This is a genomic window from Burkholderia cepacia GG4, assembly GCF_000292915.1.
Lineage (GTDB): Bacteria > Pseudomonadota > Gammaproteobacteria > Burkholderiales > Burkholderiaceae > Burkholderia > Burkholderia cepacia_D.
This window is the reverse complement of the sequence record NC_018514.1, coordinates 1,054,534-1,068,423: the sequence shown is the minus strand read 5'-3', so window position 1 is coordinate 1,068,423 and position 13,890 is coordinate 1,054,534. Positions and strand designations below refer to the sequence as shown.

Annotated in this window: 9 protein-coding genes; 6 read left to right on the top strand and 3 right to left on the bottom strand. The window is 67.3% G+C overall.

The window, feature by feature from the left end; all coding sequences use genetic code 11:
- Positions 1-34: 34 nt before the first annotated feature.
- A complete protein-coding gene (locus tag GEM_RS20630) occupies positions 35-1,000 on the bottom strand; it encodes an ABC transporter substrate-binding protein (protein WP_014899321.1) in 966 nt (321 codons plus the stop codon).
- Positions 1,001-1,301: 301 nt separating this feature from the next.
- On the opposite strand from GEM_RS20630, the gene GEM_RS20625 reads away from it, so the two are divergent.
- The 6 genes from GEM_RS20625 (at position 1,302) to otsA (ending at position 11,135) form a co-directional block, all read left to right on the top strand.
- Positions 1,302-2,219 (top strand): serine aminopeptidase domain-containing protein, encoded by a 918-nt coding sequence (locus tag GEM_RS20625; RefSeq protein ID WP_014899320.1) that lies wholly within the window; start codon positions 1,302-1,304, stop codon positions 2,217-2,219.
- Positions 2,216-2,647: a MarR family winged helix-turn-helix transcriptional regulator gene (locus tag GEM_RS20620; protein WP_014899319.1), complete on the top strand. Its 432-nt coding sequence runs from the start codon at positions 2,216-2,218 to the stop codon at positions 2,645-2,647. Before GEM_RS20625 ends, GEM_RS20620 begins: the two co-directional genes overlap by 4 nt.
- Before the next feature lie 548 nt (positions 2,648-3,195).
- Positions 3,196-4,641, top strand: a complete 1,446-nt coding sequence (locus GEM_RS20615) for a sialidase family protein (RefSeq protein ID WP_014899318.1) — start codon at positions 3,196-3,198, stop codon at positions 4,639-4,641.
- A gap of 442 nt (positions 4,642-5,083) precedes the next feature.
- The gene (locus GEM_RS20610) at positions 5,084-7,111 is read left to right on the top strand and encodes a TonB-dependent receptor (RefSeq protein WP_041490771.1); all 2,028 of its coding nucleotides are present in this window, start codon (positions 5,084-5,086) and stop codon (positions 7,109-7,111) included.
- Between the two features lie 422 nt (positions 7,112-7,533).
- Positions 7,534-9,168: a methyl-accepting chemotaxis protein gene (locus GEM_RS20605; RefSeq protein WP_014899316.1), complete on the top strand. Its 1,635-nt coding sequence runs from the start codon at positions 7,534-7,536 to the stop codon at positions 9,166-9,168.
- Positions 9,169-9,728: 560 nt separating this feature from the next.
- Positions 9,729-11,135: an alpha,alpha-trehalose-phosphate synthase (UDP-forming) gene (gene otsA / locus GEM_RS20600; protein WP_014899315.1), complete on the top strand. Its 1,407-nt coding sequence runs from the start codon at positions 9,729-9,731 to the stop codon at positions 11,133-11,135.
- A 5-nt stretch (positions 11,136-11,140) separates the two neighbouring features.
- Here the strand turns inward: otsA and GEM_RS20595 are convergent, their stop codons facing one another.
- Both GEM_RS20595 and ftsH read right to left on the bottom strand, forming a co-directional pair.
- Positions 11,141-11,608 carry an OsmC family protein gene (locus GEM_RS20595; RefSeq protein ID WP_014899314.1) on the bottom strand — a complete coding sequence of 156 codons (468 nt, stop codon included), beginning with the start codon at positions 11,606-11,608 and terminating at the stop codon, positions 11,141-11,143.
- A 126-nt stretch (positions 11,609-11,734) separates the two neighbouring features.
- On the bottom strand, positions 11,735-13,711 hold the full coding sequence (gene ftsH, locus GEM_RS20590; protein WP_014899313.1) for an ATP-dependent zinc metalloprotease FtsH: 1,977 nt from the start codon (positions 13,709-13,711) through the stop codon (positions 11,735-11,737).
- Between the last annotated feature and the right edge of the window lie 179 nt (positions 13,712-13,890).

Genomic DNA, 13,890 nt, shown 5'->3' with positions numbered 1-13,890 from the left:
TTGTGGATCGGAACTGGCGGGCGCCGCCGCGCGCTCACTGCGCGGCGGCCGTCTTTTGCGCGGGCGCCGCAAACGCGCCCGCATACGAGCGGTCGAGCAGCTTCGCCGTGTCGTACGCGGCCGGAATCACGCCGGCCTTGTGCAGGAAATCGGCGGTGTTCTGCGCGTCCTTCGCTGCCGTGTCGTCGACCGGGCCCACGCGCTGGTGCGCGTTGTTGAGCCAGCGGTACGCGACATCCGGCTCGAGCTTCGCGCGCTTGGCCCACAGGTCCGCGTACTCGCGTGGATGGCTGTCGACCCATTGGCGCGCGGCCACCACGCGCTTCAGGAAATCGGTGATCTCCGCGCGCCTGGCCGTAGCCGCCTGTTCGTTCGCCGCGACGAAGCTCAACGCGGGCATCAGCCCCTGCGCAGTCGTCACGGGCCGCGCGCCCTGCCGCAGCGCGAGCGTGCTGACGAACGGCTCCCACAACGACACGGCATCGACCGAGCCGTTCGCGAGCGCGTTGGTCGCATCGATCGGCATCAGGTAGGCGTACTTGACCGAATCCGCGCGCAGGCCGGCATGCTCGAGCGCGCGCAGCACGAGCTGCTGGCTCCACGCGCCGCGCCACACGGCAATGGTCTTGCCCTGCAGGTCGGCGACGGTGCGCACCGTCGAGTTCTTCGGCACGAGGATCGCGACGCCGTCGAGGCTCTGCCGCGACACCGCGACGACCTTGACCGGCGCGCCGCGCGCGGCCAGCGTGAGCAGCGCGGAATCGCCGAGGAAGCCGAGGTCGATCGCGTTGCCGTTCAGGCTTTCGGCGACGGGTGCAGCGGCCTGGAAGTGCTTCCACTCGATCGTGTAAGGCAGGTCCTTCAGCACGCCGGACGCCTCCATCGACGCCTGGATGTTGAAGTAGTTCTGTTCACCGACGCGCAGCGTGACGGTGTCTTTAGCGATGCCCGGTTGCGCGGCGAGCGCGAGCAGCAGCGCCGTGACGATTCGGTTTAACAACGTGATCTCCCCGGAGGTTGGCGGGCGGCCGCGCGACGGCGGCGCCCGGTTGTCCGCCGTGCTCGACGGAGGGCGGACGGGATGGAACCGGTGAAGATACGTCGATCCGCTTCATGAGACAAACGCAATATTCTGCTATGCAAAGATGCAAATATTTTATGGAATGGCCACCCCGAAACGATCCCCTCCGCCAGACTTCGCCGCCTGTCGTTCGAATGATTCCTCGATACATATTTCGTGCGCGAAATACATTCCGGACTATATTTCGCATACGAAATAACTAACCGGAACGAGGACCGCCATGACGTCAGAACCGATCGAGTTTTCCGCCGCCGACGGCTACCCGCTGCGCGGCACGCTGTGGTCGCCGGAGGCGACGCCGCGTGCGCTGGTGCTGATTCATCCGGCCACGGCGGTGCCGGAGCGGCTGTATGCGGGCTTCGCACGCTTCCTGACCGAGCGCGGCTTCGCGGCGCTGACCTACAACTATCGCGGCATCGGCGCGTCGCGGCCCGCGAGGTTGAGCGCGTTGCAGGCGCGCATGCGCGACTGGGTCGAACTCGACGTCGGCGCCGCAATCGCGTGGGCGCGGCAGGCCTGCGACGGGCTGCCGCTGCTGGCGGTCGGACATAGCGTCGGCGGGCACGCGATCGGGCTGTCCGCGGGCACCGCGCATTTGCGCGCGGCCGTGCTCGTCGCCGCGCATGCGGGCAGCACGCGGCTGATCTCCCGCGCGGCGGAGCGGCTGAAGGTGCGGCTGATCCTGCGCGTGCTCGGCCCGCTCGCGTCCGCGCTGCTCGGCTACGTGCCCGGCAAGCGGCTCGGGCTTGGCGAGGACCTTCCCGCCGGGGTGTTCAGCGAATGGAGCCGCTGGACCACGCTGCCGCGCTACTTCTTCGACGATCCGACGCTCGGCGCCGCCGAGCGTTTCGGGAAGCAGCAGTTGCCGATCCTCGCGCTCGGTTTCGACGACGATCCGTGGGCGAACCCGCCCGCGATCGACCTGCTGGTAAGCTACCTGACCCGGGCGGCCGTCGAACGCCGCCAGATCGATCCGCACGCGGCGGGCAGCGGGCCGGTCGGGCACATGGGCTTCTTCCGCAGCCGGCCCGGCACGGTGCTGTGGCCCGCCGTCGCCGACTGGCTCGCGCAGGCGCTCGACGCGCCGCGCGATGCGGGTCGCCCATCCCTTTCCATTGCTGCCGGGAACCAAGCTTGAGCGAAGACCGACGACTGTTTTTCCTGTTGAACATCGGCCAGCGGCGCGTGCAGCGCTGGGTCGACCGCCAGGCCGAGACCGATGCGCGCGCAAGCGCCGCGCAGGCCGGCGTGCTGTTCTGCCTCGCGAAGCAGGACGGCGCACTGATCGGTGAAGTCGGCGCGGCACTGCAACTCGCGCCGTCCGCGATGACGGGGCTCGCCGACCGGATGGCGAAGGCCGGCCTGCTCGCGCGTCACGCCGATTCGGACGACGGCCGCGCGACGCGCCTGTTCCTGACCGACGCAGGTCAGGCCGCGCTCAAGCGCGCGCGCGTGCTGCTGCGCGAGTTGAACTGCAAGCTGTGCGACGGGTTTTCCGACGCCGAGCTCGACGTCGTCGCGCGCTGGCTGCACGCGTTGCAGGACCGCTTTCCGGCGGAGCGCTGAACGGCGCCGACTACGCGCCGCATCAACCGCATCAACCGCATCAACCGCATCAACCGCATCAACCGCATCAACCGCAACAGGCAGCGTTGCAGCGAAAACGATGCGACGCCACGCGACCGCCGCAATCGAAACCGATTGCGATTCGTGTTTTCGCTTCCTTTTTCGCGCCTGTGCAGCGGCAAATTTTGCGGTCCGCGCGCACCGCTTCGGCAACGGTTTCCGGCTACGCACTGTTACAAAAAATTGCCTGCCGCACCGCATACCAATCGCCTACATTGCAATCCACTTCGACGCATTCGTCATATACATGGACTGGCCTTCCCGTCGGGTCCGCATCGCCGAACCCGTCCGACAAGCAATGAAAACGAAGAGGAGTCTTAACCGACGTGCTGGCGGCCTCCAGCACATGCGGATTGCGATGACTGAAGCGGCCTCCTGAACGTCACGCCCCGACGCGCTGCACGGCATCCGTTGCCGCCGCGTACCGGTGCGCGTTGCGTCGCCGTGCCGCCATGCCATCACCGCCGCACGTCAACGAGGAGCAGTCAATGCGACGCACGATCGTGTCCCACTTGCTTGTTACCCGCCTGTCCGCCGCGATGGCGCTGGCCGCCGCCGCGGCAGCCCATGCCGATCCCGTGGTCGTGTCCGGCCCGAGCCCGTTCGCCGCGTGCACCATCGGCGGCCCCGGTACGAACTACGTGAACGCCGAGGTCGAACCATGGCTGTCGGTCAACCCGGCGAATCCGACGAACATGATCGCCGTGTGGCAGCAGGACCGCTGGTCGAACGGCGGCGCCCATGGGCTCGTCGCCGGCTATACGTTCGACGGCGGCGCAACCTGGGCACGCACGCCGCAGCCGTTCAGCGCATGCGCGCCGGGCGGGCTCAAATACGAGCGTGCATCCGATCCATGGGTATCGTTCGGGCCGGACGGCACCGCGTATTCGGTGTCGATCTCGTTCAACCAGTCGAACAACAGCAACGCCGTCGCCGCATCGATATCGACCGACGGCGGACAGACTTGGAGCAGCCCGGCCGTGCTGATCGCGAACGACGAGCCGACGACGCAGTTCTTCAACGACAAGGAGTCAGTCACGGCGAACCCGGTGAAGGCCGGCACCGCCTATGCGGTGTGGGACCGCCTCGAGCTGCCGAACGGCAACCCGTACGCGAACCTGCACACGCAGGCATTCCGCGGGCCGACGTTCTTCTCCAGGACGATCGACGGCGGCAAGACGTGGAGCCGCGCGAGGGTCATCGTCAACGTGCCGTCGCGTCAGCAGACGATCGGCAACCAGATCGTCGTCGATCCGAAGACGAGCACGCTCTACAACTTCTTCGACCTGATCCAGCCGCCGTTCAGCAAGGCGGCCGGCAAGGTCGCGTTCATCAAGTCGACCGACGACGGGGCGACCTGGACGAAGCCGCAAGTGATCGCCGGGCTGCAGACAGTCGGCGTGACCGATCCGAACACCGGTGAACCGGTGCGCACCGGCGACATCATCCCGGAGCCCGCGATCGATCCCGCGTCGGGGCAGCTCTACGTCGTGTGGCAGGACAGCCGCTTCAACGGCGGCAAGTACGACGAGATCGCGTTGTCGACGTCGAAGGACGGCGGCGCGAGCTGGAGCGTGCCGCTGCAGGTGAACACGCCCACCGGGCGCCCGGCGTTCAATCCGTCGGTGCGCGTCGACAATGCCGGTTCGGTGATGGTCAACTACTACGACTTCCGCGACCTGCAGGCCAACAACACGACGACGCTGCCCACCGGCTTCTGGCGCAAGATCTCGCACGACGGCGGCGCCACGTTCGCCGACGAACGGCGGGTCGGCGGCCCGTTCGACATGAAGCTCGCACCCAACGCCGAGGGCTTCTTCATCGGCGATTACCAGGGGCTCGACGTGCAGCCGTCGTCGTCGTTCCACCCGCTGTTCGTCCAGACCAACCCGGGCAACCTGACGAACCGCACCGACGTGTTCTTCGCGCCGTGATGCGCGCATAAGCCAGGCGCCGCCGCGACGTCGGCCGTCGCGGCGGCATGCCGTCCTGCGCGGCGCCTCGCCCAAGGCCCGCTGCACGTCACTTTTTACCGCTCCTTCGCCCCTTTCCTGCGCCCGCCGTCCGCCTCGACGGCTATTTCGCCAATCCGACAGAAACCTTACGGTAGGCTCCGGAACAGCTTGGAATTCGAAATGATATAACATATCATTTCGCGTGCTCGTCCGCCGGCGTGCCGTTTTCTCCCGGTGACCGGGCTACGCCCGAGGCATGTTCCAGTGGGTCATTGGGCGCCGCGAATGCAACAATATATCGTATCGATCGACGATCCGCATGCCTCGTTTTCCGACTCCATTCCAATCGATTCCAACCGATTCACCGACCATGCGCGACCTCCCTCGTCTACCGCTTCGCCCGCTCTCACCCGTTTCGCTGATGCTGCTTGCCGCCGTCGCGCACGCGCAGGCCGATGCGCCCACCGCGTCGAATCCCGCGCCATCCGTGCCGCTTGCGCCGATCTTCGTGACCGCGAACCCGCTCGGCGACACCGCGCTGATCGCGCCGACCGCGCAACTGTCCGGCGACGCGCTGACGCGCCGCCAGGCCGATTCGCTCGGCGAGACGCTCAACGGCCTGCCCGGCGTGTCGACCACCACCTACGGGCCGATGGTCGGCCGCCCTATCATCCGCGGGATGGACGGCGACCGGATCCGGCTGCTGCAGAACGGCGTCGCCGCATACGACGCATCGTCGCTGTCGTACGACCATGCGGTGCCGCAGGATCCGCTGTCGATCGAGCGCGTCGAGATCGTCCGCGGGCCGGCCGCGCTGCTGTACGGCGGCAATGCAGTGGGCGGCGTCGTCAACACGATCGACAACCGGATTCCGCGCGAAGCGATCGAAGGCGTGACGGGCGCGCTCGACGCGCGCTACGGCGGCGCGAACTCGGTACGCGCGGGCGCGGCACAGGTCGAAGGCGGCAACGGCCGCTTCGCGTTTCACGTCGACGCGTTCGACCGCGAGGCGAGCAAGCTGCGGATTCCCGGCTATGCGCGCAGCAGCGCGCAACGCGCGATCGACGGCCCCGACACGCCGCAGCCGTACGGCAACGTGCCGAACAGCGACGGCCGCGTACACGGCGGCGCGCTCGGCGCGTCATACACGTGGGCGGACGGCTTCGCCGGCCTGTCGTACAGCGGCTATGAATCGAACTACGGCTCCGTCGCGGAAGACGACGTCCGCCTGCGGATGCGCCAGGAACGCCTCGCGCTCGCGTCCGAGGTGCGCAACCTGAGCGGGCCATTCACGAAGCTGAAATTCGATTTCGCGTACACCGACTATCGCCACAAGGAAGTCGACAACGGCGAGACGGCGACCACGTTCCGCAATCGCGGCTACGAAGCGCGCATCGAGGCGCGGCATCGCAAGATCGGCCCGTTCGAAGGCGCGATCGGCGTGCAGTTCGGCCAGAACACGTTCTCTGCGCTCGGCGACGAGATGCTCGTGCCGTCCACGCGCACGAACAGCGTCGCGCTGTTCGGGCTCGAGGAATGGCAGGTCAATACCGCGCTGAAGCTGAGCCTGGGCGGGCGCTTCGAACACGTGAAGGTCGATCCCGATCCGGCCGGCGTCGAGAAATTCGCAGGCGCGCAGCCGCGCGACTTCAATGCCGGCAGCGTATCGGCCGGCGCGCTGTTCTCGCTGACGCCCGTGTGGTCGGTCGCGGCGAACGTCGCGTACACGGAACGCGCGCCGACCTTCTACGAGCTGTACTCGAACGGCCCGCACGACGCGACCGGCCAGTTCCTGATCGGCAACCCGAACGCGTCGAAGGAAAAAGCCGTGTCGACCGACCTGTCGCTGCGCTATGCGAGCGGCCCGAACCGCGGCAGCGTCGGCGTGTTCTACAACCGCTTCTCGAATTACCTGACCGAGTACAACACGGGCCGCGTCGTGGGCGACGACGGCGAGCCGGTCGCGCCCGGCACCGACGCTGCGCTCAACGAAGCGATCTATCGCGGCGTGCGCGCGGAGTTCTACGGCGTCGAGCTTGACGGCAAGTGGCGCGCGTTCTCGCGGCGCGGTCACACGGTCGACCTGGAACTGACCGCCGACTACACGCATGCCCGCAACGTCGACACCGGCCAGCCGCTGCCGCGCATCGCCCCGCTGCGCACGACGCTCTCAGCCGACTACGGCTACGGCCCGTTCGGCGCACGCGCGCAGGTCACGCACGCGTGGTCGCAGCACCGCGTGCCGGACAACGACGTGTCGACGGACGGCTACACGTCGCTCGGCGTGATGCTGACGTATAAGTTTCGGGTCGGCGCGACGCACTGGCTCGCGTACCTGCGCGGCGACAACCTGACGAACCAGGAGATCCGCTATGCGACCTCGGTCGTGCGCGGCTTCGCGCCGGAAGGCGGCCGCAGCGTGATGGCCGGCCTGCGCACGACGTTCTGACCGTCGCACGGCCCGCGGCGCCGGCCGAGGGCCGCGGGCCGATTCGGCCGGGCGAAATCGGCCGAATCGGGAGGTCGTTTTCCGCGGGCGAATCGCGGCACCCGGCCGTCCGGACGTAAATTCGCGATTCACCCGTAAATCAAACACATCATAATCAGACGATTTTAGAAACTGACCCGAATTTATTAATCCCCGGTAAAGAGCGATTTTCAATTTCGCGTATGAACGCGAGAATCATCGGTGATCGACGGCCTTTTTCCCAAGTCAAAAGTACCCACCCGACCGGGCTTCCAGCGAAAAAAATCAAAATCAGGGTTTTCGAAGGGTAAAGAAATATTCGGGATGCCCGTTAATGACGGCACGAGCCCGTATCGGGTCGAACAATAAAACCCCTTGGCCAACCACTCGCACAGAGGCACATCGTGAAAATCGCCAGAATATCCATCAAGGCAAAACTGCTTGGCGGCTTCGGTTTGCTCGCAGCGGTCGTCGTGATCGTATCGGGCATGGCACTGAAGGCGCTGTCCGATACGAATGACGAGTTTTCCCGGTACATGAACGGCATCAACGCGCGCGCGAACCTGTCCGCGCAAATCCGCACGGCGGTCGACCGGCGCGCGATCGCCGCGCGCAACCTGGTGCTCGTGACCACGCCTGCCGACATCGAGCTCGAACTGGCCGACGTGCAGCAGGCGCACAAGGACGTGCAGGACCGGCTCGCGAAACTGAAGGACATGATGGCGAATGCCACCGACACGACCGATCGCGCGCGTGAACTGGTCGGCGAGATCGTGCGTGTCGAAGCGAGCTACGGGCCTGTCGCGCTGAACATCGTCGGGCTCGCGCAGGCCGGCAAGAAGGACGAGGCGACCGCCGACATCGACAATCGCTGCCGTCCGTTGCTCGCGCAACTGGTGCGCGCAACCAATGCGTACGCAACCTATACGCACGAGCGCGAAGTCGCGATCGCGCAGGCATTCGCCGACCGCTACGCGGCCGAGCGCAACCTGCTGCTGGCGATCTGCCTGATCGCGATCGTGCTCGCGGCGGGTGGCGGCCTGTGGCTGACGCGCAAGATCACGGTGCCGATCGTCGCGGCGGTCGACGTCGCGCGCACGGTGGCCGACGGCGATCTCGGCAGCCGCATCAGCGTGAGCGGCAACGACGAAACGCGCGACCTGCTCGACGCGCTGCGCACGATGAACACGCGGCTGATCGACATCGTCGGCCGCGTGCGCGATTCGTCGAACAGCATCGCGCACGCGGTAGGCGAAATCGCGTCGGGCAACCTCGACCTGAGCCAGCGCACCGAGGAGCAGGCGGCGTCGCTGCAGGAAACCGCCGCGACGATGGAGGAATTCACGTCGACAGTACGCCTGAATGCTGAAAACGCGCAGCAGGCGAGCACGCTCGCCGCGAATGCGTCGGACGTCGCGCAACGCGGCAGCTCGGTGGTCGGCCGCGTCGTCGATACGATGACCGAGATCGGCCACAGCTCGTCGAAGATCGCGGACATCACCGGGATCATCGAAGGCATCGCGTTCCAGACCAACATCCTCGCGCTGAACGCGGCCGTCGAGGCCGCTCGCGCGGGCGAACAGGGCCGCGGCTTCGCGGTCGTCGCGAGCGAGGTGCGCAGTCTCGCGCAGCGTTCGTCGACCGCCGCGAAGGAAATCAAGGAACTGATCTCCGCGTCGGTGCAGACGATCCGGGACGGCTCGGCACTCGCGGGCGAAGCCGGCAAGACGATGGCCGACGTGACGCAGGCCGTCGCGCGCGTGACGGACATCATGGGCGAGATCGCGGCCGCATCGGCCGAACAAAGCCGCGGCATCGACCAGGTGAACCTGACGATCACGCAGATGGACGAGACGACTCAGCAGAACGCCGCGCTCGTCGAACAAGCCGCGGCCGCGTCGAAATCGCTCGAGGCGCAAGGCCGCGAGCTGTCGGAGACGGTGTCCGCGTTCCGGATGCCGGCCGGCCAGCACGCGTCGACGCCGGGACGCACGCATGCGACCGAGGGCACGTCTCACTGGCAGGCCGCTACCGCGTAACGCGGAACCCGATGCGCGGCCGCGCGACAGTCGGCCCGGCTGCGCATCGCTGCATGCTTCGTGCGGCGATTGCTGCGCGCGCGAAGCTGAAGCGGCACGCAACACGCATCGTGTGCTCGCGTCACCCGCGCGAACAGCCCGCGCACAGCGTGTGTCGATCGACTACGCCCCGTTCGCGTCGCGCGATGCACTGTCGATCGACGCTACACATGCGCACGAATACGATCGATCGCCGCCGCCTGCAACACCCCTTCTCCCGTCGTCCACTTACCATTGCGCACACGGCCTTTGCTCACGTGTGCAAATTCCGGTCCCGCTCGCGCGACGCCAGGCGCAACGTGCATTGCATGCCGCGTGCAGGCCCGTTGATCGCGGTCATGCACTTTTAAATCAGCCGAATGACGAGTATGCTTAAAAAAGCACTCCACGGTCGAACGGCGAATCGCGTGCCCTGATTCCCGTCCGCTCGTATCGCGGCCCCATCGCGCCTCGCGCCGATGGCGGCGTCCGCCTCACGCCCTGGCCGCACGAACCTTCCCCAACCATTCGCAGGAGAGCTGGTGAGCCGACTCGTCGTCGTATCCAATCGCATTGCAGATCCCCGTAAAGCCGCGGCCGGCGGGCTTGCCGTGGCCGTGAAAGACAGCCTGCAGGAATCAGGCGGCGTCTGGTTCGGCTGGAGCGGCAGGCTGCGCGGCGACGGCGAACGTCCCGCGCACGGCGACGACGTGCAGATCCAGAACGTCGGCGGCATTCATCTCGCGACGATCGATCTCGATCCGCAGGATTACGATGCGTACTACCTCGGCTACTCGAACAACGTGCTGTGGCCGGTGTTCCATTACCGGCTCGATCTCGCGCAGTTCGACCGACGCTTCGCGGACGGCTACCGACGCGTGAACCAGCTGTTCGCGCGCAAGCTGAATACGCTGCTGCGTCCGGACGACACCATCTGGGTACACGACTACCAGCTGATTCCGCTCGCCGCCGAGTTGCGTGCGATGGGCTGCACGAATCCGATCGGCTTCTTCCTGCACATTCCGATGCCGCCGCCGCCGATCATGGCCGCGATTCCGGAGCACGAGTGGCTGATGCGCTCGCTGTTCGCGTACGACCTGGTCGGCTTCCAGACCGAATCCGACCTGCTTCACTTCGAGCACTACGTCGAGGCGGAAGCGGGCGCCGCACGGCTGCCGGACGGCCGCCTGCGCGCGTTCGGCCGCACGCTGTCGGCCGGCGCATTCCCGATCGGCATCAACGTCGACGAATTCGCGGCGCTCGCGGAGAATCGCGACGGCATCGAAATGTTCGAGCGCATGCGCGACGAGTATTCGCGCCGCCAGCTGCTCGTCGGCGTCGACCGGCTCGACTACACGAAGGGGCTGCCGCAGCGCGTGCATGCGTTCCGTCAGTTGCTCGAACAGTATCCGGAGAACCGCGACCGCGCGACGCTGATCCAGATCGCCGCGCCGAGCCGCGAGGATCTCGGCGCGTATGACGATCTACGGCGCGAGATGGACAGCCTGTGCGGCGCGATCAACGGCGACTACGGCGAACTCGAATGGATGCCGATGCGCTACATTCACCGCACCGTCGCGCGCAAGCGCTTGCCGGGCCTGTATCGCGCGAGCCGCGTCGCGCTCGTCACGCCGCTGCGCGACGGGATGAACCTGGTGGCGAAGGAGTTTCTCGCCGCGCAGGACGAGACCGACCCGGGCGTGCTCGTGCTGTCGCGCTTTGCGGGCGCGGCCGAGCAACTGAAGTCCGCGCTGCTGGTGAATCCGTACGACACGCAGGGCACTGCCCAGGCGATCCAGCGCGCCCTCACGATGCCGCTGGAGGAACGCCGCCAGCGCCATGACGCGCTGATGGCGGTCGTGCGCAAGACCGACGTGCACTGGTGGCGCACGCGTTTTCTCGACGCGCTCGCCGAAGCGGCCGAAGTCGCCGCCGCGACCGAGTCCTGACGCGCTCACACACCGGTCATCTCGCGGTCGAGCACCGCACCGTTCACGTCCTGCACCGCCACCGCGATCGGAATGCCTTCGCGCATGCTCTCGGTCACCACGCAATACGCATCGAACCCGTGGAGCATGCGCGTCGCCGCCGCGAGATCGGCCCACGCCTTGCCGACCGACAGCGTCACGGCCATCGCGCCGACCCGCACCCTCCCCGCATCGTTCTGCACCATGTCGACGTCGATATGCGCGGTGACCGGCTGTGGATCGACGCGCTGTTTCTCGAGCGCGAACAGCAGGCTCGCCGCGAGGCAGCTTGCGACCGCGGCGGCCAGCAGCCGGACCGGGTTCGGGCCGTGGCCGGCACCGAGCGGCGGCGGTTCGTCGGTCAGCACCGGCGCCAGATCGGTACCGGCGAACGTGACCTCGAAACTGAAGCGCGCGTGCTGCGCGACATCGACCGATACGTGAGCCTCGCTCATGGCGACTCCGTGACTGGAAAAAGGAAGGAACGGGAGGCCGGCGCAACGCGGCGCCGGCGAGCGTGAGTCGCAGCCCCGGCGCGACGCGATCGTGGCCGCCCGCGGGCTGCGCGCGAGATCCGCGCTTCAGCGCTCGGGTTCGCGCGGCGGCCCGTACGCGACGAAATCGCGCTCGACCGACGACGCCTGCTCCGGCGCATTCGCGCCCGCGCTCGGCCCGCGCTCGGCAGCGGACGATACGGATGGCGCGGAAGTGGATTCGATACGCCCGGCGATCAGCGCCTGCAACGCGTCGCGTTCGAGCACCTCGCACGCGAGCAGCCGTTGCGCGATGCGCTCGAGCGCATCGCGACGCTCACCGAGCGTGGCCGCGACGCGCGCATGCGCGTCGGTGAGCAGCGTATGGACCTCGTCGTCGATCACGCGCGCGGTGTGCTCGCTGCAGCGGCCATCGCTCGCATGCCATGCGCCCGGTATGCCGGTGCGCGCATCGCCGTCATCGAAGGTCGCGAGCCCGATCTTCTCGCTCATCCCGTATTGCATGACCATGTGGCGCGCCATCGCGGTCGCGCGTTCGAGATCGTTCTGCGCGCCCGTCGAGACGTCTTCGAACACGAGTTCTTCCGCAACGCGCCCGCCGAGCAGCGCATCGATGCGATCGAGCAGCTCGCTGCGGCGCAGGACATAGCGATCCTCGGTCGGCACCTGCTGCGTGTAGCCGAGCGCGGCCACGCCGCGCGGAATGATCGACACCTTCTTCACCGGATCGCAATGCGCGCGGCTTTCCGCGACGAGCGCATGGCCGGCCTCGTGATACGCAATCGTCAGCTTTTCCTGCGCGTTCATGACCCGGCTCTTGCGTTCGAGGCCCGTCAGCGCGCGGTCGATTGCCTCGTCGAAGTCTTCCATCGCGATCGCCGGCTTGCCGAGTTCGGCCGCATGCAGCGCGGCCTCGTTCACGACGTTCGCGAGATCGGCGCCGACGAAGCCCGGCGTGCGCGATGCAAGTTCGCCGAGGTCGACGTCGGCGCCGAGCTTCACGCGCTTCACATGCACGCCGAGAATCTGGCGGCGGCCGTTCACGTCGGGCCGGTCGATCGCGATGTGACGGTCGAAGCGGCCCGGGCGCAGCAGCGCCGGATCGAGAATTTCCGGCCGGTTGGTCGCGGCCATGATGATCACGCCGGAGCCGGCCTGGAAGCCGTCCATCTCGACGAGCAACTGGTTGAGTGTCTGCTCGCGCTCGTCGTTGCCCGACATCGGGCCGACGCCGCGCACCTTGCCGAGCGCGTCGAGCTCGTCGACGAACACGATGCACGGCGCCTTCTGCTGCGCCTGTTCGAACAGGTCGCGCACGCGCGCCGCGCCGACGCCGACGAACATCTCGACGAACGCCGAGCCGCTGATCGAGAAGAACGGCACGGCCGCCTCGCCGGCCACCGCGCGCGCGAGCAGCGTCTTGCCGGTGCCCGGCGCGCCGACGACGAGCACGCCCTTCGGGATCTTGCCGCCGAGCCGCTGGTAGCGATCGGGGTTGCGCAGGAACGCGACGAGTTGCTGCAGTTCGGCTTTCGCTTCGTCGATGCCCGCGATGTCGTCGAACGTGATGCCGGTTTCCTGCTGCACGTACACGCGCGCGCGGCTCTTGCCCATCCCGGTGAAGTCCTGCAGCCCGCCCCGCTTGCGCAGCATCAGGTTCCAGATGAACACGAACGCGACGAGCGGCACCAGCCACGACGCGAGCGACGCGATCCAGCCAGTGTCGGACGCACCGTGAAAACGGATGCTGGCGGCGCTCAAGGCGTCGATCAGCTGCGGGTCGGTCACGCGGTTGGTCGTGAAGCGCGGCGGCGCGCCGGCCAGCCTCACCGCCTCGACTTCGGACGCCGGCAGCATCGTGCCGGCCTGCGGCATCTTCAGCGTGCCCGTAATCGACGTGGCGCCGATCTCGAGATCGTCGACGAGTTGCGCCGCGACGAGCCGGTGGAAGTCGCTGTATGCGATCACCGTCGACGTCGGACGCAGCATCAGCAACTGCGCGGCGAACAGCACGAAGAAGCCCGCCGCGATCAGCAATCCTGCGTAGTCGAATTTCCTGTCCATGGCATCGGGCCGGCCGCGCGTACGTCGACGCGCGCGCTTACGCGTGCACGCGCGCCCGCCCGGCGCGCGACATCGGCAGCCACGCGCAAACGGAATGAATCCGCCCCATCGTCGCCTCGTTTCGTCGCATGAATGACACCGCGAAGGCGCCGCCAGGCGACCTTCGCCCGGACAACACG